This is a genomic window from Alkalibacillus aidingensis, from assembly GCF_014595945.1.
Classification (GTDB): domain Bacteria; phylum Bacillota; class Bacilli; order Bacillales; family Alkalibacillaceae; genus Alkalibacillus; species Alkalibacillus aidingensis.
The window spans coordinates 41,556-62,653 of record NZ_JABXWU010000002.1; the positions used below are offsets into that span (position 1 = coordinate 41,556).

General features: G+C 37.5%; 25 protein-coding genes and 1 riboswitch. Of the genes, 7 read left to right on the forward strand and 18 right to left on the reverse strand.

Features of this window, described 5'->3' with window-relative positions; all coding sequences use genetic code 11:
• The first annotated feature begins 21 nt into the window (after positions 1-21).
• Entirely contained in the window at positions 22-495 is a 474-nt protein-coding gene (locus HWQ49_RS05350) for a divergent PAP2 family protein (protein WP_188206577.1), read from the forward strand.
• A 62-nt stretch (positions 496-557) separates the two neighbouring features.
• Here the strand turns inward: HWQ49_RS05350 and HWQ49_RS05355 are convergent, their stop codons facing one another.
• The 3 genes from HWQ49_RS05355 to HWQ49_RS05365 all read right to left on the reverse strand — a co-directional run bounded on the left by HWQ49_RS05355 (position 558) and on the right by HWQ49_RS05365 (position 2,939).
• Positions 558-1,208, reverse strand: a complete 651-nt coding sequence (locus tag HWQ49_RS05355) for a 3D domain-containing protein (protein WP_188206578.1) — start codon at positions 1,206-1,208, stop codon at positions 558-560.
• Positions 1,209-1,282: 74 nt separating this feature from the next.
• Complete coding sequence (locus HWQ49_RS05360; protein ID WP_188206579.1) at positions 1,283-1,600, reverse strand: YuiB family protein; 318 nt, start codon at positions 1,598-1,600, stop codon at positions 1,283-1,285.
• 118 nt (positions 1,601-1,718) lie between these two features.
• Positions 1,719-2,939, reverse strand: a complete 1,221-nt coding sequence (locus HWQ49_RS05365) for an NAD(P)/FAD-dependent oxidoreductase (RefSeq protein WP_188206580.1) — start codon at positions 2,937-2,939, stop codon at positions 1,719-1,721.
• Positions 2,940-3,222: 283 nt separating this feature from the next.
• Here HWQ49_RS05365 and HWQ49_RS05370 point away from each other — a divergent pair, with 283 nt between their 5' ends.
• Complete coding sequence (locus tag HWQ49_RS05370; RefSeq protein WP_188206581.1) at positions 3,223-4,212, forward strand: NAD(P)/FAD-dependent oxidoreductase; 990 nt, start codon at positions 3,223-3,225, stop codon at positions 4,210-4,212.
• 574 nt (positions 4,213-4,786) lie between these two features.
• Here the strand turns inward: HWQ49_RS05370 and HWQ49_RS05375 are convergent.
• The 4 genes from HWQ49_RS05375 to HWQ49_RS05390 form a co-directional block, all read right to left on the reverse strand.
• Positions 4,787-5,143: a HesB/IscA family protein gene (locus HWQ49_RS05375; RefSeq protein ID WP_188206582.1), complete on the reverse strand. Its 357-nt coding sequence runs from the start codon at positions 5,141-5,143 to the stop codon at positions 4,787-4,789.
• A 57-nt stretch (positions 5,144-5,200) separates the two neighbouring features.
• Entirely contained in the window at positions 5,201-6,070 is an 870-nt protein-coding gene (gene dapF, locus HWQ49_RS05380) for a diaminopimelate epimerase (protein ID WP_394810763.1), read from the reverse strand.
• Positions 6,071-6,089: 19 nt separating this feature from the next.
• Positions 6,090-6,326 carry a YuzB family protein gene (locus HWQ49_RS05385; protein ID WP_188206584.1) on the reverse strand — a complete coding sequence of 79 codons (237 nt, stop codon included), beginning with the start codon at positions 6,324-6,326 and terminating at the stop codon, positions 6,090-6,092.
• Positions 6,327-6,409: 83 nt separating this feature from the next.
• Positions 6,410-6,742 carry a YuzD family protein gene (locus HWQ49_RS05390; RefSeq protein ID WP_188206585.1) on the reverse strand — a complete coding sequence of 111 codons (333 nt, stop codon included), beginning with the start codon at positions 6,740-6,742 and terminating at the stop codon, positions 6,410-6,412.
• 184 nt (positions 6,743-6,926) lie between these two features.
• On the opposite strand from HWQ49_RS05390, the gene HWQ49_RS05395 reads away from it, so the two are divergent.
• On the forward strand, positions 6,927-7,148 hold the full coding sequence (locus HWQ49_RS05395; protein ID WP_188206586.1) for a NifU family protein: 222 nt from the start codon (positions 6,927-6,929) through the stop codon (positions 7,146-7,148).
• 156 nt (positions 7,149-7,304) lie between these two features.
• Here HWQ49_RS05395 and HWQ49_RS05400 read toward each other — a convergent pair whose 3' ends face one another.
• Complete coding sequence (locus HWQ49_RS05400; RefSeq protein ID WP_188206587.1) at positions 7,305-8,273, reverse strand: 2-hydroxyacid dehydrogenase; 969 nt, start codon at positions 8,271-8,273, stop codon at positions 7,305-7,307.
• Positions 8,274-8,399: 126 nt separating this feature from the next.
• Here HWQ49_RS05400 and HWQ49_RS05405 point away from each other — a divergent pair, with 126 nt between their 5' ends.
• Complete coding sequence (locus HWQ49_RS05405; protein WP_188206588.1) at positions 8,400-8,888, forward strand: phosphatidylglycerophosphatase A family protein; 489 nt, start codon at positions 8,400-8,402, stop codon at positions 8,886-8,888.
• A 10-nt stretch (positions 8,889-8,898) separates the two neighbouring features.
• Here the strand turns inward: HWQ49_RS05405 and HWQ49_RS05410 are convergent, their stop codons facing one another.
• Both HWQ49_RS05410 and hepT read right to left on the reverse strand, forming a co-directional pair.
• Positions 8,899-9,663, reverse strand: a complete 765-nt coding sequence (locus tag HWQ49_RS05410) for a TIGR01457 family HAD-type hydrolase (protein WP_188206589.1) — start codon at positions 9,661-9,663, stop codon at positions 8,899-8,901.
• 12 nt (positions 9,664-9,675) lie between these two features.
• Entirely contained in the window at positions 9,676-10,125 is a 450-nt protein-coding gene (gene hepT / locus HWQ49_RS05415; protein WP_188206590.1) for a type VII toxin-antitoxin system HepT family RNase toxin, read from the reverse strand.
• A gap of 118 nt (positions 10,126-10,243) precedes the next feature.
• On the opposite strand from hepT, the gene HWQ49_RS05420 reads away from it, so the two are divergent.
• Complete coding sequence (locus HWQ49_RS05420) at positions 10,244-10,528, forward strand: SAV0927 family protein (protein ID WP_188206591.1); 285 nt, start codon at positions 10,244-10,246, stop codon at positions 10,526-10,528.
• Between the two features lie 18 nt (positions 10,529-10,546).
• A complete protein-coding gene (locus tag HWQ49_RS05425; RefSeq protein WP_188206592.1) occupies positions 10,547-10,822 on the forward strand; it encodes a cytosolic protein in 276 nt (91 codons plus the stop codon).
• Between the two features lie 30 nt (positions 10,823-10,852).
• On the opposite strand, the gene HWQ49_RS05430 is transcribed toward HWQ49_RS05425, so the two are convergent.
• Complete coding sequence (locus HWQ49_RS05430; RefSeq protein ID WP_188206593.1) at positions 10,853-11,125, reverse strand: YutD family protein; 273 nt, start codon at positions 11,123-11,125, stop codon at positions 10,853-10,855.
• Positions 11,126-11,243: 118 nt separating this feature from the next.
• Here HWQ49_RS05430 and HWQ49_RS05435 point away from each other — a divergent pair, with 118 nt between their 5' ends.
• Positions 11,244-12,251 carry a M23 family metallopeptidase gene (locus tag HWQ49_RS05435; RefSeq protein ID WP_223155042.1) on the forward strand — a complete coding sequence of 336 codons (1,008 nt, stop codon included), beginning with the start codon at positions 11,244-11,246 and terminating at the stop codon, positions 12,249-12,251.
• 41 nt (positions 12,252-12,292) lie between these two features.
• Here HWQ49_RS05435 and HWQ49_RS05440 read toward each other — a convergent pair whose 3' ends face one another.
• The 7 genes from HWQ49_RS05440 to sufB all read right to left on the reverse strand — a co-directional run bounded on the left by HWQ49_RS05440 (position 12,293) and on the right by sufB (position 21,071).
• Positions 12,293-13,702 carry a sodium-dependent transporter gene (locus HWQ49_RS05440; RefSeq protein WP_188206594.1) on the reverse strand — a complete coding sequence of 470 codons (1,410 nt, stop codon included), beginning with the start codon at positions 13,700-13,702 and terminating at the stop codon, positions 12,293-12,295.
• A gap of 411 nt (positions 13,703-14,113) precedes the next feature.
• Positions 14,114-15,652, reverse strand: coding sequence for a Na+/H+ antiporter NhaC family protein (locus tag HWQ49_RS05445; RefSeq protein WP_188206595.1), 1,539 nt, complete (start codon positions 15,650-15,652; stop codon positions 14,114-14,116).
• 184 nt (positions 15,653-15,836) lie between these two features.
• Positions 15,837-16,013, reverse strand: a riboswitch (Lysine riboswitch).
• 58 nt (positions 16,014-16,071) lie between these two features.
• Positions 16,072-16,863: a sporulation protein YunB gene (gene yunB, locus HWQ49_RS05450; protein ID WP_188206596.1), complete on the reverse strand. Its 792-nt coding sequence runs from the start codon at positions 16,861-16,863 to the stop codon at positions 16,072-16,074.
• A gap of 75 nt (positions 16,864-16,938) precedes the next feature.
• Positions 16,939-17,244: a YunC family protein gene (locus HWQ49_RS05455; protein ID WP_188206929.1), complete on the reverse strand. Its 306-nt coding sequence runs from the start codon at positions 17,242-17,244 to the stop codon at positions 16,939-16,941.
• A 63-nt stretch (positions 17,245-17,307) separates the two neighbouring features.
• On the reverse strand, positions 17,308-18,684 hold the full coding sequence (locus HWQ49_RS05460) for a bifunctional metallophosphatase/5'-nucleotidase (protein WP_188206597.1): 1,377 nt from the start codon (positions 18,682-18,684) through the stop codon (positions 17,308-17,310).
• A gap of 15 nt (positions 18,685-18,699) precedes the next feature.
• Complete coding sequence (locus HWQ49_RS05465) at positions 18,700-19,530, reverse strand: sulfite exporter TauE/SafE family protein (protein ID WP_188206598.1); 831 nt, start codon at positions 19,528-19,530, stop codon at positions 18,700-18,702.
• Between the two features lie 143 nt (positions 19,531-19,673).
• Complete coding sequence (gene sufB, locus HWQ49_RS05470) at positions 19,674-21,071, reverse strand: Fe-S cluster assembly protein SufB (protein WP_188206599.1); 1,398 nt, start codon at positions 21,069-21,071, stop codon at positions 19,674-19,676.
• Positions 21,072-21,098: the final 27 nt, after the last annotated feature.

Consider the following 21,098-nt stretch of genomic DNA (forward strand, 5'->3'; position numbering starts at 1 on the left):
GAGAGAAAGGACGGCAATTATATGGAGATCTTAAATAATACACCTTTGATTATTGCTTTATTTGCAGTTATATTTGCACAGGTTATTAAAATTCCGATTCAATTTATAGCAACTAAAGAAATCAATCTAGGACTGGCCTTTAGTACAGGAGGAATGCCAAGCAGTCATTCTGCTGCTGTATCAGCCTTAACGACTGCTATTGCCATTGAACATGGTGCTGACTCTCCTTATTTTGCTATATCTTGCGTATTAAGTATCATTGTTATGTATGATGCAACAGGAATACGTCGACACGCTGGCCAACATGCTACGATCCTTAATCAGCTAGTAAAAGATTTCCAAAGGATCGTTGATGATGCGAAAAGTTGGCCTGAAAAAGAGGAAAGCGAAAAACAACAAGAGCTTAAAGAACTTCTTGGTCATCAACCTATTGAAGTGTTCTTTGGTGCATTAACCGGAATACTATTAGCTATCTTCGCTTATGCAATGTTTTAAAGTTTTTAATAGAAAAAAAGCCCACAACCATCATTAATTGGTTGTGGGCTTAATCTATATCACTACTCATTACGTTCTCCTGTAACAGCGACCGCTTCTGAAGTGACAGCCTGCTCCCAATAAGCAACATCAGCTTCAGTGACTTGTCCATTACCCTCTTCAATGACATAAACGTCTACTTCACGTTTACCCCATTCATTAAAGACTTCATCTACCGAATCATAATATAAATCAATTTTATTCCCTTTAATAGCTCCACCTATATCTGTGACAATTCCATACCCATAATCAGGTACGTACAAGACAGTTCCTAAAGGAAATACGTTAGGATCTGCAGCAATTGTTGATAACTCACCACGTTGAACCTCTAATCCAGAATAAGTCACCCCATAATGTGGATGGTCTTCTGTTTTACCCGTTGACTCATAACCAGCTGTATAACCGGTCGCAACCACTTTTTTAGTCGGGAATTGCCGGAAAGCTACTTCAGTTTCAGCTGATGCTAAATCAACATCATCACTTTTATCTTCCAGTACTTGTTCATACCACTCGCTTGATTTATCTGTTAATGCTATCGCCTGTTTAAAAGGCAATTCTGTCGTTACTCTCGTTTCTTCACTATGCACTGAGTTCGTTAAAAAATAGGAGAAGATTAATAACCCTAAAATAACTCCTATTAAAACAAAAGAAAAGTTTCTAATTCGATTACTCATTGCGAACACCTCTTGCCACAAAGCGTAACCATTATCAGAAACTTTTATACACAAACACAACATATTTTTCTATTTTAAAACATTTGATAGCCTTTCTTTCTTAGAATTCGAATGACAATACCAGACACGATTGTACCAATAAAGCCTGTCATTAGAATAAAGACATCAACAAATTGTAAGGCTAATAAATCAGCCCATAAAGCCGGAAAAGCTGTAATCGGTGAGGTTACATAATCAGTCATTGGAACATCATCAACGATTAAAATGACGATCAAAGGAAAGATGAAAGCCATCACCCATGTAGAACGTAATAACATATTTAAAATAAAGCCGATTCCGAAAAACAATACAAAAAACAACAATGAGAGAACAAATACTTGAATGATCCCCATATGTAATCCTCCTATAATAAGACAGTCCACACCCTCAATCATTTTACCTTAAACAAAATAAAAAACAAAGGTAGTTGCATCAACTACCTTTGCCATTTTTGTGAAACTTAATTGTTTCTTAGTGATACATATCTAGTTTACCTTTTTTCAGTAGGAGTCCAACTCCTCCTAATTTTACTAGGTAACGGTTATCAATCACTTTTTTCATAACTGATGCAGAACGGCCGTATAGCTTCTTGTCATCAAAAACGACACCAATAGCATCTGTGTGACCTAATGAAGCTACTGTACCTTTAATATCAGGTTTAAAGTCGACAAAGTCTTCGCCACCGTTAAGTAGCTGCTTTAAGTTATGACCGACTGTATCAGCCATTTGCATAGCGATTTGTGCTGTTGGTGGATATGGACGCTCAGTCTCTTCATTAAAGATCACTGCACAATCCCCTACAACGAATACATCATCGTAGTCAGGAGCACGTAAATCACCACGAACTGGTACACGACCACGGTTAACTTCAAATCCAGATTCCTCAACGATTGAGTTACCACGAACACCAGCTGCCCATACGACGTTCTTAGACTTAATTTCTTCTTGTTCATCATCTTTTTCAACAATGATTCCATCTTCATGACACTTCTTAATCATCGTGCCTAAACGGAATTCGACACCTTTTTCTTCTAAACGATTCATCGCATACTCGACAAGTTCTTCATCAAAGCCTGCTAAAGCTGTTGGACCAGCTTCCACACTAATAATTCGTACACGATCACGTGGAACATCATACTCTTGGCATAGCTCAGGGACACGGTTAACGACTTCACCGATAAATTCGATCCCTGTAAATCCTGCTCCACCTACAACAATCGTAATAAGGTCTTGACGATCTCCATCTTCGTTATTATACTGAGCAAAATTATACTCAATATGGTCTCGAATTAAGCGTGCACTATTAATGTTTGAGATCGTAAACGCATGTTCTTCTAGTCCCTCAATACCAAAAGTAGCTGATTCAAAACCTAACCCGATAACGAGATAATCGTATGTAAGCTCGCCATCTTCTAAGATGACTTTCTTTTGTTCAGGATCAATTGATTCAACTGTATCCTGGACAAAATTCACACGATTAAAGTCAACAACATCCTTAATTGGGATACGTGTACGATCATGGTGTAACGTACCTGCTGCATTTTCATGTAACCATGTTGTTTGATAGTGGTAATCATGCTTGTTTACTAATGTAATGTCAGCTTCATTAACACCTATCACCTTTTGAAGCTTAATCGTTGTCATAATACCACCGTAACCTGCACCTAAGACAACAATACTTGGCTTATCCATTCACATCACATCCATCCATAAATTTTTGCATAAGAATAAAGAACTTTGTGATTTTCTTCACGTAATTACCTAAATAAATTGTCAAAAAAACGTAAAAGTTCACCTAAAATCAATCATAGAACTTTTTATATTATTTTTCAACCCTTTAACCGATTTCTGATGTTTCAGACAATTACCATTTACTTTCTTATTAATAGTGTACAAAATATTTAATATTCAATGCATATGATGTTATAATATCTCATGGTGTTTATTGAATTTATAGGAAGTTGGAGGAATCGATATGAGTGAAAATGTTAGAGATATAGCAATCATTGGCGCTGGCCCTGTTGGTCTATTCACTGCCTTTTACGGTGGATTACGTCAAGCTGATGTTCAGATAATCGAAAGTTTACCACATATTGGTGGTCAATTATCAGCTCTTTACCCTGAAAAATATATCTATGACGTAGCAGGTTTTCCAAAAATCAGCGCCCAAGAGCTAGTCGATAATTTATATAATCAAGCAAAACCCTTTAACCCAACCATTACCTTAGAGCAATCCGTCCAATCGGTTGAAAAGTTAGAGGACAACCTGTTTAAGTTAACAACAGATAAAGATACTTTCTACGCTAAGTCTGTCATTATCACTGCAGGAAATGGAGCTTTTGAACCTAGAAAGTTACGAATTAAAGAAGCTGAACAATATGAAGGGAAAAACCTTCACTATTTCATTACTGATTTGGAATCTTTTCGCGATCGCAAAGTGTTAATTTGTGGAGGCGGCGATTCTGCAGTTGATTGGGCTTTAATGCTTGAACCGATTGCTGAAAAAGTGATGATTGTCCATAGACGTGAACAATTCCGCGCACACGAGCACAGTGTAGTACAGTTAGAAAACTCTTCAGTCGAAATCTTAACACCTTATGTTCCTACTGGTTTAGAGGGGGAAGATATGGTTGAAAAAGTGATTCTACAAAAGCCAAAAGAAGAAGAAGTGCTTGAAGTTGACGTTGACGATGTTATTGTTAATTTTGGATTTGTTTCCTCATTAGGACCGATTAAAGAATGGGGATTAGAATTAGAGAAGCAAGACATTGTTGTTAACACAAGAATGGAAACCAATATTGAAGGAATTTACGGTGCAGGTGATATTATCACTTATCCTGGTAAGGTAAAACTTATTGCTTCTGGATTTGGTGAGGGGCCAACTGCTGTTAATAATGCGATGGCTCGTATGAACCCGGGTACAAAAGTTCAGCCGAAGCACTCAACTCATATGTTTAATGATTAATCAAAAGGTGACAGGTTTATTCGATAAAATAACCTGCCACCTTTTTTCTTTTCCTAGCGAAACGCTTATTACTTCTATTTTGTTTGGCTCTATAGTCAATGTGGTGAGGTCTATTGTTACAACAGTCATGTTGAGAAGTGGTGAATGAACCGTTTTTTGACTCGCTTCCAATGGACTATTACTTTGGGCAGGGCTCAGGCCTCCTCGCCCCAAAACACCAATAACATAATAACAAAGGGGAGGACAAAGCAATCAAGTCAAGGACACATAGTAAATTGTGTGTCAGATGAGCGACCTAAGTGGAATCAAAATGCGTAGACTCCTGTGGGAACAGCACGAGCTGAAGATCCACTTGGGAAGTGCTTTTTCTTCCCAAGTTAGCTGAAGCCGTGCCCACGGAAAGCGAAGCATTTTGATGAAGCGGCATTAGAGCACACCAAGAATTTATAACGCTCAACTACGGACTACAAATTGATTTTGTCCTAACCCTATATATAAAGTATAAGTGGATGGTGAAAATTTCTACGCCACCACATTTGAAATGCAACCTTTTATTTAAGTGACGATAAGTCCATTAACAATTTTCTGGTGTTCCTTCAACACCAGGTGCTTTAAACGATGAGCCACATCCACAAGAAACAATGGCATTGGGATTATCAATCGTAAACCCGCCACCCATCATATTTTGCTTAAAGTCAATGGTTGTTCCTTCAATGATCGGAATATCCATCTCAGCAATAACGATTTTGATTCCATCCTCTTCAAACAAACGATCCGTCTCTTTAACATCGTAGTCAAAACCTAATTTATATGATAGTCCACTGCAGCCTCCACCCTTAACACCGAAGCGTAAGTAAACTTCTTCTGCTGTCTCATCTTTCATCATTTCTTTAACTTGTAAATTAGCCTGTTCAGTTAAATTAATAGCCATTCGGTAAAACCTCCCTTACTTTCAGTATACAAACTTAAACGGTGAGCTTCAATTAAGTTACCTTATCCAAAACTCACCTTCAGCAATAGTGGTTGCCGGTCCTCTCATGAGAACGTGATTATTAGTTAACCAAGTGATCCATAAGTCCCCACCTTCTAAATGAACGGTCACTTCATCACCTTTTTGCATGTGTCCATTTAAAACGGAGGCTACCACTGAAGCACAGGCACCCGTTCCACAGGCTTGTGTAATTCCTGAGCCTCGCTCCCATACTCTGAAGTTTAACTCTTGTTGATTAACAACCTCAACATACTCGACGTTAACACTTTCAGGAAAACGTGAATCACTTGTGATTTCTGGCCCTTGTGTATCAATAGGCGCCTCTTCAATTTTATCAACGTAGAAAATAGCATGAGGATTCCCCATAGATACAGCTGTCACAAATTGTTTTGAATCCATCACTTGAAAGGGTTCACTAATTACATAGTCATTTGGACTTCCTTCAACTGTAACCATTGGAATTTCACCACGTTCTAAGATCGGCTCTCCCATATCAACGGTAACACTATCTACTTGACCAGACTCATTAACGTGTACTTCTGCATCTACTACTCCGGAATTGGCTTGAATGGTAAATTTTCGCTCAGTCACATATTGATGCTCGTAAGCAAACTTAGCCACACACCTTAAGCCATTTCCACAATTCATGGCCTCTGAGCCATCTTTATTAAAAATTCGCATTCTAACTTCAGCCTCATCTGATGGTAAAACTAAAATGAGCCCATCTGATCCGATCCCCGTATAAGGATTCGAGACCCTTTTAGCTATAATTGGTAAATCTTCTTCCTGTAAATGATGTTTAAAACCATCTATATAAATATAACTATTACCTAAACCGTGCATTTTCGTGAAAGGGATTTTCATGATCTAACCTCATTCTTTACTATTAAAATAATGGATTTTCTTCTAAATGCTGGTATATTTTTTCTACGAGTTCATCCGGTGAATCAGCTGTAACACATTCACCGTTAACAATGGCGAACATCGTTTGAGCGCAGATGCCACAATGACTCGTGCACCCATATTCAATAACGTCCAAGTCTGGGTCTTGATCTAACTTCTCAAACGCCTCTTGTGATCCACTAGCTAAATTATTAACACAAAATTCAATGATTGGGTTCATTTGGTACACTCCTCGGGTCTCATCTTTTAAATAATTCTTAGAACCCTGCAAATATGCTAGCATAGCCACTTATTGGCTTGCAATTATGTTGATGTGTCGGGTTTAATTCCACGTTTTTCTAAAGCATTATAAACGGTTTTTAAACGAGGATTTCCTTCACCAACGATTTCGTCCTCAACTAAAACGACAGGATAAAACATGTCTTCTTCGATTACTCGTGTAGCAAAATGGTGATAAGGCTCCTCTTCTGGTGGTTCGTAAATATCGACATACTTATATTTCACATGGTCATGACCATATTTTCTGGAAATGGCTGCCTGCAACCATTCATATTGTTCCTTAGAACTTGGTAAATTAACACAACTAGGACACAACACGTCTGCCCCATAAACGACTAATTCAACCTGTTTCCCCAATTGAATCCCCCTAACGTTATTCAATATATATTTTTAACATCATTGTTGACTAATTACATTTTACAAAACAATCGGTCCAAGGTACAATGATAATAGTTCTCAATAATTTAAAAATCACTTCGTGTGGATAGATTTTTACTCGATTTTTAATTATAATATAAATTAGGAAAGGGGAAGGTTAGCGATGTTCGAACAGGTACAAGAAGTCATAGGTAAATTACGTCCATTTTTATTAAGAGACGGTGGCGACGTTGAATTAGTTGATGTTGACGATGGCATCGTGCTTCTTCGCTTAAAAGGGGCATGTGGTAATTGTCCAAGCTCAGCCATCACTCTTAAAGCCGGTATAGAACGTGCATTAATTGCAGAAGTTCCAGGGGTAAAAGAAGTAGAACAAATTTTTTAATAAAATAATTAATTAAGAAGGAGCTGGTTCGTCCAGCTCCTTTTTTATTGATCCAATTAACCGTAAATTTGTGATTTTAACCGTATTTCTTGCCAATTAACTGTATTTCTTGGAGTTTAACTGTATTTCAAAAAAATTAACCGTATTTCCCACATTTTAACCGTAAACAGGTGTCAAAGCCGTTTCTCCATTTAAGACTCGTATAATATTTTCAGTAGCTAGTTTAATCATCTCTGTTCTTGTTTCTAAGCTTGCTGAACCAATGTGTGGTAAAGCAACGACTTGATCTAAACTTAACAGTGGGTGATCATTGCGAATCGGTTCATTCTTGAAGACGTCTAATCCCGCTGCTTTAATATCACCATCTTTAAGCGCCTCATATAGATCTTGCTCATTAACGACTCCACCACGTGAGCTATTGATAAAAATGGCACCATCTTTCATGTTTTTAAAGGCTTCTTTATTAAACATATCTTTGGTTTCCGGTGTTAATGGTGTCATGCAAACAATAAAATCAGACTGAGATAAGAGCTCATTAAATGAGACATATTTGGCACCTAGCTCACGTTCTGCTTTTTCTTTACGTGAACGGTTGTGGTACAAAATTTCCATTTCAAACCCAGTCGCACGCTTCGCAATAGCTTCTCCGATACTTCCCATTCCTACAATACCAATTGTTTTATGATGAACATCAGACCCTGCAAGCATGTAAGGCGCCCATGAAGTCCACTGATCCGCTTTTACATAATCAACTGCTTCTGGAATTCTCCTGGCCGTTGCTAATAATAGTGCAAACGTCAAATCAGCTGTTGTATCAGTTAACACATCAGGAGTGTTTGTAACCACGACATTATGCTTTTGGGCAGCGTCCAGATCAATATTGTCGTAACCAACTGCTAAATTGGCAACGACCTTCAAATTAGGCGCTTGTTGAAATAACTCCTGGTCAATCGAGTCCGTTAACATCGTAAGAAGCCCGTACGCATGTCGACTTTTTTCAAGTAAGAGCTCTCTTGGAACGACTGTTTCTTCAGAATCCCACATTTCTACTTCATATTGATCTCTCAACTTCTCAACCAAATGATTTGGAATTTTTCTAGTTATAAATATATACGGCTTTCCCATAATTCTTCACCTCTTATCAAAATAATCAATTGCATTTTCTTTTCTTAATCGTACAATATAACAAATACTGGGCTAATCAAATATAAATACATTAGTCTAAAATTTTGAAACAGAAAGGGTTATGACATGGACACTTTAGAAAAAGTGGCTTTAGAACTGTTAAAAGAGCGTGGTGTGACATTAAATGACATGACCGAACTCGTATATTATCTACAATCTCAATATCATGATGACCTATCTAAAGAAGAGTGCTATGACAACGTTGTTAAAGTGTTAAAGAAACGTGAAGTACAAAACGCGATTATTACTGGAATCGAAATCGATCGATTAGCTGAAGAAAAGAAATTAACTGAGCCGTTACAAACGATCATTGAAAATGACGAAGGACTTTACGGTGTCGATGAAATTGTCGCTTTTTCTGTGATTAATGTCTATGGGTCAATTGGATTTACTAACTATGGCTACATCGATAAATTAAAGCCAGGCATCCTAAAAGACTTAAACGATAAATCCAATGGTTGTCACACCTTCTTAGACGATATTGTTGGTGCAATTGCAGCTGCCGCTTCTAGTCGCCTGGCACATAGTCAAGATCATGAGGTGGAAGATGATTAACTTCCTAAGGTTAAACAGTCCATTCAGCCAACGTAGTGACAGAATACGTTGGTTGAATGTCATACTGTTTTAAATCGTCCTTAGAGGTTACTCCCGTCTCAACATGTAGAGTATCTAACCCAGCTTGTATACCTGCTTGAATATCTGTTTGATAATTATCCCCTACCATAATCGCATCACTTGGTTCAATGTCTAGCTGACGAAGAGCCACTTGAATCATATGATGTTCAGGCTTACCTACTACAATTGGCTCAGTCTTAGATACATCTGCAATCAAGTTAACAAATGCACCATTACCGGGTACGAGCCCCTGCTCTGTTGGCACACGAATATCTGGATTAGTTGCAAGAAATGTTGCTCCATTTTGAATATGCAAACAAGCTCGTTTTAATTTGTCGTATGTATTATGACGGTCAATTCCAACAACGACATAGTCTGGATCTTGATCGGTCAATTCCACTCCTAAATCCTCTAACGCGCTTGTTAGCCCAATCTCACCAATCGCAAATGCGGTTGCATTCTCCTTTTGTTGATTAATGTAATTAGCTGCTGCAACTGATGGTGTTAATACTTGACCAACTTCTGCCTCTATTCCAAACGAAGCCAATTTTTCAACAGTTCTTTCCGGTGTTCTCGAGGAATTGTTAGTGACAAATAAATACGGAATTTGCTTTTCCTTTAAACGTTCAATAAAGCCTTTTGCCTCAGGGATAGGATCATTACCTCGATACATCGTCCCGTCTAAATCAATAAAATACGCTTGATATCGTTTCATACTTATAACTCCTTATTCATCGGCTCTTTTTTTAAATGCTGTTATTGGACCCATCTCTTTTTCTAAATAAGTTAGTACTTGATGTGAGAAGTTTTCCAAGGTTTCAAGGTGTTGATTCAATTGGTCTAAAATAAGCTGATGATTAATCTCACTATAATCACGAACAAGCATTGTTCTTAGGCCAATAATCGCTTTAAAACTTCCTTCTTCTTCTGCATCAATGACTTTCTCATCCACTAATATATCGATAATATCCTCATAACTCCCTGGGTCTCTCATGATAAAACCATCAATCATCATGTTACCAACATCAATAATCGACTCAATGGTCATCTGCGCAATTCGTTCTAATGCAAGTTGATGAACTTTGGTTGATGAAAAATGTTCTTCTTTATAAGTTTTTAATAACTGATCCATATAAGATAACGTCTGATCTATTTTTTCCTGCTCAACAAAATACATGATCATCACTCCTTTTCTCCGTCTAGTTTATCATATTTTTTTATGATAACTATAACTCATATCTTTAGAATGATGTGGCAAACTATTAACGATTAAACATTAGGAGTTGAATGTCATTATGATGAACAGGACCCTGTCAGATCAAACTGAACAGGCACAAATTCGCTATGTTAGCTTTATGGGAGATTCTAGGCGCTATGACATAGCTATTGTCAAAAGTGATCAACAACAGGATAAAAGCTTAATAATCGATTTACAGCGTTCACGTTATACTGAAGTCCATGATAGAGACATCGAGGACATTGATTACTTCTGCCATTTCCTACATTTGAACAATTACGAGGCAGAAGAGCTTCAAGAGTATTTAACAAACGTTTTTGACGAAGAAACAACATTACATTAGGGAAATGGAGGTGACCAAATGGCTAAACGTAAAAAAAATGACGACTTTGCAGATGTAGAGGTCCAACAGAATTACCAAATCCCACAGGAGTTTCCTGAAGGGACTTATGGGACGCCAATTAATCAAGATGAGCCGTTACAAGCCAGAGATGACGATCCTAAACGGCGACATCAGTCTGCATTTAACTATGAAAACAAACAGTTACACGAAGATATGCCAAGACAATATCCTACTTCCCATGAACCAGAAGATTTCCCACATCACGAAGGGCTAGAGGATGAAGAAAAAGAATGACCTGAATAGCTCTTCGGCTATTCAGGTCATTTATTCATCGATTCGTTTAAGAACAAAATACGAGCAGCCAAAATTACAATACTCATATAAATAATCCTCAAGCGTAGAAATTTTTGTATCATAAGTAGCTTTGGGATTTTGATCATCATAAAATCCTTTTAACCTTAATTGCCCAAAGCCCCAATCACCTACGATATAATCATATTTCGCTAAAATATCACTGAAACGTTCGTTAACTGCTTCCTCCTGAAAACCGTCACGATAATTATGTACTATTTTATATTGCTGACCCTGTATCTCCATTCATTATCACCTCAATTATCCATAGTGTACCATATATTCATTAATTGTTGCTCTCATGATTTTTAAAAATGTGAACACAATAAAACTAAGTATGAACCAGAAAAGGAGAATACCGTTCATGAAACTACATTATATCAAACATCGTCCACTATCTTGGTTATTCATGCTTGTATTAGTGTGTTCTTTTTTATTTTGTCAATCGATTGATATAAATGCTGAAGAAGAATCAGATGACAACGCTGAGGAAGAATTAAGCGAGTATGATTTACGCCTAGATCTTTATCAAAAAACAGAAACATTAACGAACATACCTTGGTACTATTTAGCCGCTATTGATCAATACGAAAGAAATGTTAATGACTTTCCGGACACTCGCCTTACGGGTATACAGGTACCCGATGAGGAGTGGTACGGTTCACTTGCTTTTGATTCTGAGTCTACCCATTTACAAAAGACGATTCAATTATTTGGTGGATCTGGCTTAGACGGAAATGGAAACGGCTTTGCTGATGATCAAAATGACGAAGACGTTTTATACACAGTTGGCACTAAACTGTTTGAACAATTAAGTAGAGGTCATACTTACGATGAAATTTTAGAAGAGTATTATGACCGTGAAAAAGCAGCCAAATTAATTAACCAATACGCTAAATTGTTTAGACATTTTGAATCAGTTGACTTAAATAAACGAGTATTTCCAATCCCTAGATACCATAATTACTCTTTCCAATCAACATGGGGGGCTGGTCGTGGATATGGTGGTAATCGTATTCATGAAGGGACTGATATTTTCGCTTCTTACGGAACCCCTGTACGTTCGGTCTCTTATGGTATAGTCGAAATTAAAGGATGGAATCGCTATGGAGGATGGAGAGTTGGAATTCGCGATACGGATAATGTTTACCACTATTACGCACACTTGAGTGGGTTTGAGAACGATATTGAAGAAGGATCGATTGTTGAACCTGGTGATGTTATCGGCTATGTCGGTTCATCAGGATATGGACCAGAAGGAACATCTGGGAAATTCCCACCACATTTACACTACGGTATGTACAGGGATAATGGTAAGCACGAATGGGCATTCGATCCTTATCCACATCTAAAAAGATGGGATTTTGAGTAAAAAAAGCTTGTGAGCTAACTTCGGCTCACAAGCTTTCTGTATTATAAGAAATATTGTAGGACATGTAAGACGAAGTAACTTAATGATTCTTCTGTTGCGATAAACATGTTGTAGAAGTTATTCCAAACGATGTATAGAATACCTAGTGGAGCAACTACTCTTAAGAACCAGATCCAAAGAGTACCGATCGTGGTATCTTGAAGACCCGTCTCACGTAGAACTTCGACCTTATTCCAACCCCATCCAACAAATAGAGCTGTAATCATACCACCAAGCGCTAATGTATATTGGTCAGTGATAACATCAACAAAGTCCAAGAATGTACCACCTGGTAGTGGAATATCACTTAAGAAACCAACAGCACCTTGTGATAAAGCAGAAGGAATACCAACAATAGTGATAATAATACCAGCTGTTAGTGTTGCCTTTTGACGACTCCAATCAAAACGACGCATAGCCCAAGAGACTCCAACCTCTAATAATGAAATCGCAGATGAAAGTGCCGCAATTCCAACTAAGAAGAAGAAGAACACTCCAAAGATTGTACCACCAGTACCCCACTGTCCAAAGGCCTCAGGTAAAGTCATAAACAATAGCCCTACACCATCACCTGGATCCATTCCGAAAGTAAAGACAATTGGGAAAATCATTAAACCAGCAAAGATAGCAAAAAGCGTGTCAAGAGCAACTACGCTCCCTGCTGCACTTGGAAGTTTTGACTCTTTAGGTAAATATGATGCGTAAGTAATCATAGCACCCATACCTAATGATAATGTAAAGAATGCCTGGCCAATTGCCATTCCCCATACATCCATATTACCTAATTGACCAAAATCAGGCGCAAACATGAAGTTTAGAGCTTCACCAGCACCTTCCATAGTTAATCCGTAAATAGCCAAGATAACAACAATGATTGCTAAAAGAGGCATAAAGAGTCTATTGGCTACCTCAATACCTTTCTTAACACCAAAGTAAACGACTCCGATTACAATAGCCATAAATAGGATCTGCCAAAAAACTGGTCCTACACTACTACCGATAAAGTTGAGGAAGAAATCTGTATATTCACCCTCTCCTACACCACCAGCAGTTCCAGTTAAGTAGGCAAAGAAATAATAGAATACCCAACCAGCGATTACACCATAGAACGTCAAGATTAACGAACCGGATAAAACACCTAAAATACCAGCTAGTTTCCATCCTTTACCTGGTGCAATTTTTTCAAAGGAACCTATAGCATCAGATTGACCACGACGACCAACTGTAATTTCAGCCAATAGGACTGGTAAACCAATTAAGAAAATACATAGTATATAAGCTAATAAGAAAGCAAATCCTCCACCTTCTCCTAATACATAGGAGAAACGCCATATGTTACCTAAACCTACAGCTGAACCTACGGCCGCTAAGATAAATCCAATCCTTGTTCCCCATTGTTCACGTCCTTGCATCTCATATTCCCCTTTCTAATTCTTTTGTATTTTGGTACATTTGATTCTTAATTGCTTGTATTCATTTTGATAATGTACCAACCCCTTCTCCCTAATTATATTTAATATTTTGTTTTATTATAATTTTTCGAATACTTTTTTTCAAGCTTTATATCGGAAGATTTCGAAAATTATAGTTAAAATGTCACATTTTTTTATGATTAGCGAGAAAGAACACTATTTATCTTAACAAAAACTAAGCAAATCCGACAGGCTTTCATCAAAATTTTAGGAATATTTAATTATATTTTTTTAGGGCTTTTTAATGAGAATCAGTCATTGATTAAACATTGTACTTATACAGCTTGTTTACCAAGATAAAAACTGCCCCACAAGTCAGCTCTAATGACTTATAGGGCAGTTTACACGACATTATATTAATTTTTTTATTAACAAGACTAATCCGATTAAGACTGAAATAGTGATAACTAATCCTATTACTAATGAACCAGTTAACGCTAAGGCTAAATACCCGACAATTGTTGATAAGGCAGCAATTAATGCATAAGGGATCTGTGTAAGAACGTGGTCAATATGATTAGACCCTGCACCTGTTGATGACAGGACGGATGTATCTGATATTGGTGAACAGTGATCACCAAAAACAGAACCGGCCAGTACAGCAGCTAATGCTGGAATAAATAAAGTCACATCAAGAGCAACTGCCATCGAACCGGCAATTGGAAGCATCATACCAAATGTTCCCCAAGATGTTCCTGTTGCAAATGCCATAAGCCCTGCAACTATAAAGATTAGTAATGGCAAGTATGAAGCATTGAAGTCCATTCTCTCTAATTCTCCAACTAAATATTGATCAGTTCCAATGTCACCAATTATCGTGACAATCATCCAAGCTAGAACCAAGATATAAATAGCTGGAAGCATAGCTTTTAAGCCTTCCCAAGTAACCTTAAAGAAATTCGTTTTCTCACCTGATTGTAAGAAATATAATAAGATAGCGGTTAGAACCGATAACACACCACCCAATACTAATGAGTAATTGACGTCAGTATTGGCAAAGATGGTAACAGCAGTAATCTCATCGTCACTTGCCTGAATTCCAGTAATAATCATCGAGGTAATTGTTGTAACCAATAACACTAAAATTGGCGCCAGCAGATGATAAATTTGACCACTTGTATTCTCAATCACTCCACCCTTTAAATCGCCAGGTACATCAGCGTTTTCTGGGTCTATTAAATCTCCTGTTTTCTCTGCTCGAACTTCATGTTTTTTCATCGGACCAAAATCCAATTTAAAGTACACAGATAAAAAGACCAATAAAATCGCAGCAATAGCATAGTAGTTATATGGAATCATTTTCATAAATGATTCAAATGCTTGCAGATTGGTTAACTCATTTGTTGCAATAACTGTGGCAATAATTCCGATAATATAAGCTCCCCAACTCGAAATTGGTGTTAATACCGTAACTGGAGCTGATGTGGAATCGATAATATAAGCTAATTTAGCGCGCGATACTTTTTGTCGATCCGTGATTGGGCGAGAAACTTGTCCAATCGTTAAACTGTTAAAATAATCATCAATAAAGATACCTAAACCTAAAACACCTGTTGTATACTGTGAGCCTTTTCTTGTTGTTACTCGGCTTACGGCCCAATTTCCAAACGCCCTAGCTCCTCCTGTTGCTGTAAGAAATGCAATTAATACACCTAGTAGTAATAGAAAAACAACAAGCTGAATACTCCAGATGTCCCATTCCCCTCCAGCATAGAATAATTCTTGAAATGATAACCAAATACGTTCTAGTGATGCTAAAGGATCAAACCAGTCGATCATAAAAGCACCTACAATAATACCTGCACCTAGTGATAATAGTACTTTTCTCGTTAACAGGACTAAGATAATCATCACTAAAGGTGGCAGTAAAGACAAAATTGTTCCTTCCATGTGTCCTCTCTCCTTCGTAAAAATTTCGAGAATCCCGATATATGACTCTTAATACTATTAGATGTTAATTATTTACCAAACATTACTAAATAATTCCATAACATTCACTAACTAGTATGATCTGAGCCAAAAAAAAAGTAATGATAGAGAAATCTACCATTACTTCACAAGTTCGGTTTCTTTCTCGATCAGTAGCTCCCCGCATTTTTAAGCACGCGCGAGAGTATATACCTTATTCAGATATACACCAGTATACATCTCTTCGACTAGATGAATACTTCGGCATTTAACCCTTTTACGCATGATCACTGTTGTCATCCTCACATACGCTACTCTTGTTAAATGCTCCTCTACCTCATCGATTGATAAGGTTATACTTATATTCTTTTTCGCACAAAAGATATCATATCACAATCACGTTAATCTTGTAAATCGTCATTGTCAAATGGAATCGAAACATCTGGCGAATCACTTGCTCCTTGATTATAAAAATCAGGAACTCGCCCTTGAACTGCACCCACGTAAACTGGAACATTTGTCTCAACAACAGTCGTTTTAGTCGAGAACGGAATAACTATTTGAACATTAGCTTGAATATGTATATCAATCTCAATGAGGGCATTATTTATCCCGTATTCCGTGATCTTTCTTTCAACATCAGACTGTACATCTCCAATCACTCGAAAATGCACTGGAACTTGAGGGCCTAGGTTTGCCAATAACGCATTCCCCGTTGCCTGACCAATCGGAATTCTAACAATGGCACGATGCTCATCAACCGTATCTTCTTGAATGATAATTTCGTCATCTAAGTCAAAATTTAACGTATCCTCAGGTGTAATCTCTCCTCTTTCAATTCTTTTTAAGAAGTTTTGCACCCTAAATGTTGTATTCCTTAACACGCGATTTACTACAACCGAATTCCAATTAATCGAAACAATATTCCCTTCATCATCCGTTTCTATATTTAGCAATTCTTCTGCATCTAAATCATCGGCAATTCTTTTACTAACAGCTTCATTAATGGCTTCTCGGGCAAATTGATTCGTTTTAGTTTCGGCGATCTCAATAAGTGTAGGTTCAATTCCTCTGTTTATAATCCAAACGGATATGGAAATAGCGATAACAAATGCCACAAAAGTCAACATGAGGATTTGACTTAACGTCTTTGGCTTTCTACGATTTATTTTTCTTGGTTTGACTAGACGCACTTGAAAACCCCCTCTAGTCAAATATATGCTCTGACTAGAGGGGGCATGTATTAAAATAGTAAGGGGTGTTAAGGTTTATTTCAATGCCAATAGTGCTTGCTTGCCGATGATCCCATCATACCAGCCATATTTCTCTTCCGCATACTTGGTTACCTTTTGCAAAGGCGCATACAATAACTCATCACGGGTACGTACGCCTGTCGCACGACCTGCTACGATTTTTCGATCATGTAATTTTTCATTTAGTAAATCAACATCTAACGCTCCGCACATAATGTATCCGATGTCATTTGATATAATGAGTAAAGTGGTTTTCGGTAAATCAACCTGAGTAAAAGTAAATGCTTGATCTTCAATCCACATAGGCTCAACGTGAACCAATGACACCAACCTCCTTCTCCTTATAGCTATATGAGAAGAAGTAAAAGAAGTGCCTGTCTAATTTCAATAAAGTTTAGACAAACACTCCTCTAGTACGTCACGAATGAATTCAGGCATATAGTAATGTTTTTCTTTTACTGATGTAATCGTAGGTAATAACCACGGAAAAGAAAATGTATCAGCAGTCGCAATTGTATACTCTCGCTCTGGGTCAACTTCTTCACCGTTAAGAAAGATCGTTTCTACATAATTAGAATCGCCATGGTATTCAATTTCAATATTAGAGTAGACCATTTTGCCAATTACTTCTCCACGAAAGCCTAAGCCCTTTAGTTCAAAATGAATAAAGCGTTCAGATTCTAGCATACGAACGGTTTCAATTAATTCTTGACCAGATAAAACCATTGTGCATGGATTCATTGGGTGTGGGCAACTTTCATGAATGTCCTTTTTAGTTACTTGACCTTGGTTAAATCCCCTTAATAAGACCCCAGAATTTAACATGGCAGCTTCTGCACCTGTCCAGTTTTGAAGCTCTTGAACAAATGCCTTCATAACTGAAGTTTCTTTAAACCAATCGATCGGATAGTCCTTATCTACTTCAGTAACAACTTGACTCATTATATCAGAAGCTAAAGACTGTAACTCATTTATTTTCTTAACGGTCATAGAATCTTCATCAGATGAGATCGGCAGGGCGTGTCCTTCCATATTAGTTACTTGCTTAGATTGATGATCGTATTCAATTCGTACATTTCCGTAGTAATGACCATGTTTTCCTACGGCATTCATAATCGTTTGATTCGCTATTTGACCAGTTTGGAATAAATGATGGGTGTGGCCTCCTAGGATCACATCAACTGGGAATTTCTCAGCAATGGCTTCGTCCTCATAAGCACCCAAATGAGATAACAAAATCACCACATCAGATTGACTACGGACTTCAGGAAGAAGCTGATCTAATGTCGTCATTGGATCTTCGACTATCCAGCCTAGCTTCTCATAAAACAATTTAAAACCGGCCGTCAATCCAATCACGCCAATTCTAGTACCTTGATCAGTTTCAAATATCTCGTAAGTTTTCAACCAGGGTGGATTGCTTTCCAAACTCGAATATACGTTAGCGCATACCACCTTAAAGTTTGCCTGTTCATATAACTGATAAAGATCCTGGTGCGACAGAGTAATTCCTTCATTATTGCCTAAGGTCACTATGTCATATCTAGCCTGGTTGAGTAACTCTATATTGGCTTGTCCTAGAGTGGCCTCTGTAATGGGATTCACTCTGTCTAGATGATCACCATTATCTAATATTAGATAAAAATCTTGATTATCTTCATGTTTTTGCCTATGTTTATTTAATTGATAAGTAAGATTAGGCCAATTTCTAAAGTGACTATGTAAGTCACTGGTAAAATAGATATGAAGTGTCTCTTTCATTTAACTTACTCCTCGTTAGAACGACTGTATAATTAATCTTATGCCAATGACAATCATAATGATACGTAGAATCCACTCAATGACTCGACTATTTAAACGTTGGTTTACTACAGCTCCTAAGTATCCACCTAGCCAAGCTCCTGGAATACTCGCTAAAGTATACAACCATAAGACATTACCAGCAACAATATGAGCACTAGAGGATACCATGCTTGAGAAGAAGATCATGAACATTGAAGTTGGTGCCGCAATATGTGCCGGGAATCCGAACAATAAGATCATTGCAGGTACCATCAACGACCCACCACCAACACCGAATAAACCTGACATCATACCAACAAAGAAAGCAATCATGATTCCAACAATCATCGAATAGGAATAGGACGTTTCTTTACCTGATAAATCAAACGTTCGATTAACATAAAAGCGACCTGTTTTTTCTATTGGTTCACTAGGGTTTTTGAGTAACTTCTTTTTAACAAAAAACATGCTTACCACTAGTAGCATGAGCAAACCAAAATACAATTGAAATGTATCAATAGCTACAAATTGGTTCACATAAACACCTGTTAAAGCCCCTGGGATACTTCCAGTTAGAAATAAAGAACCACTATAGACATCTACTCGCTTTCTTTTTAAGAACGTCAGTGTTGCCGATAACCCTGTAAAAACCATTACAATAAGTGACATCGCAACGACATTTTGTGGGTTTACCCAGGTAAATCCTTCATTAAACTCGGCTAAAAATAATAAGGCAGGAACAAATATTACACCGCCACCTAACCCGGCGATACTACCTATAAACGAGCTTATAAGTCCTACAACAAACAATAAGATAAAAACCATATAATCCCTTCATTCTTAGAAGTTTTTTTCTTTATGTTGATTATGTAAAAAGAAAAAGACATGAGGAGTTGTATAGACGTTGACAATAAATAATCAATTCATACAAACCTCACGTCTTTTATCATATCATAATTGACTAAAAATTAACCAATAGACCCTTCCATTTCGAACTTAATTAATCGGTTCATCTCAACGGCGTATTCCATTGGTAATTCTTTTGTAAATGGCTCGATAAAGCCCATAACGATCATTTCTGTCGCTTCTTCTTCAGAAATTCCACGACTCATCAAGTAAAATAACTGCTCTTCAGATACTTTAGAAACTTTTGCTTCGTGTTCTAATGAAATATTTTCGTTTAATACTTCATTGTAAGGAATCGTATCTGAAATGGATTCGTTATCTAAGATTAACGTATCACATTCAATGTTAGAACGAGCGCCATCTGCTTTCTTACCAAAGTGAACAATACCACGATAGGTCACTTTACCACCTTGTTTAGAGATGGATTTTGAAACAATAGTAGATGACGTGTTAGGCGCTAAGTGATGCATTTTAGCCCCTGCATCCTGGTGCTGACCTTTACCTGCTAGGGCAATAGATAGTGTCATGCCACGAGCACCTTCACCTTTTAATAGAACGGCTGGGTATTTCATCGTTAATTTAGAACCCAAGTTACCGTCAACCCACTCCATAGTTGCATTTGCATCAGCTGAAGCACGTTTAGTAACTAAGTTATAAACGTTGTTTGCCCAGTTCTGAATTGTCGTATAACGGCAATACGCATCTTTCTTAACAAAGATCTCAACGACTGCACTGTGTAATGAGTTCGTTGTATAAACAGGAGCTGTACAACCTTCTACGTAATGGACAGACGCACCTTCATCAACAATAATTAACGTACGCTCAAACTGTCCCATATTTTCAGAGTTAATTCGGAAGTATGCTTGTAGTGGCGTTTCAACTTTGGTGTTTTTCGGTACATAGATGAAAGAACCACCAGACCATACAGCAGAGTTTAACGCAGAAAACTTATTGTCAGAAGGTGGGATTACTTTACCAAAATACTCACGGAATAAGTCTTCATTTTCACGAAGTGCTGTATCTGTATCTTTAAACACAACACCCATCTCTTCTAATTCTTTTTCCATATTATGATAAACCACTTCGGATTCGTATTGTGCGGATACACCAGCTAAATACTTCTGTTCCGCTTCTGGAATACCTAAACGATCAAATGTTTGCTTGATCTCTTCAGGTACTTCATCCCATGAGCGTTCAGATTGTTCAGATGGCTTAACATAATAAGTGATTTCGTCAAAATCTAATTCATTTAAGTCCCCGCCCCATTGAGGCATTGGCATACTATGAAATTGTTCAAACGCTTTTAAGCGGAACTCTAACATCCACTCAGGTTCATCCTTTTGACGTGAAATTTCACGTACAACATTTTCTGTAAGGCCACGTTCTGTACGGAAAATCGAAACATCGCGATCATGGAAACCGTACTTGTAATCACCTACTTCAGGTGCTTTTTTAGCCATACTGTCACCCTCCTTTAAATGATTGTG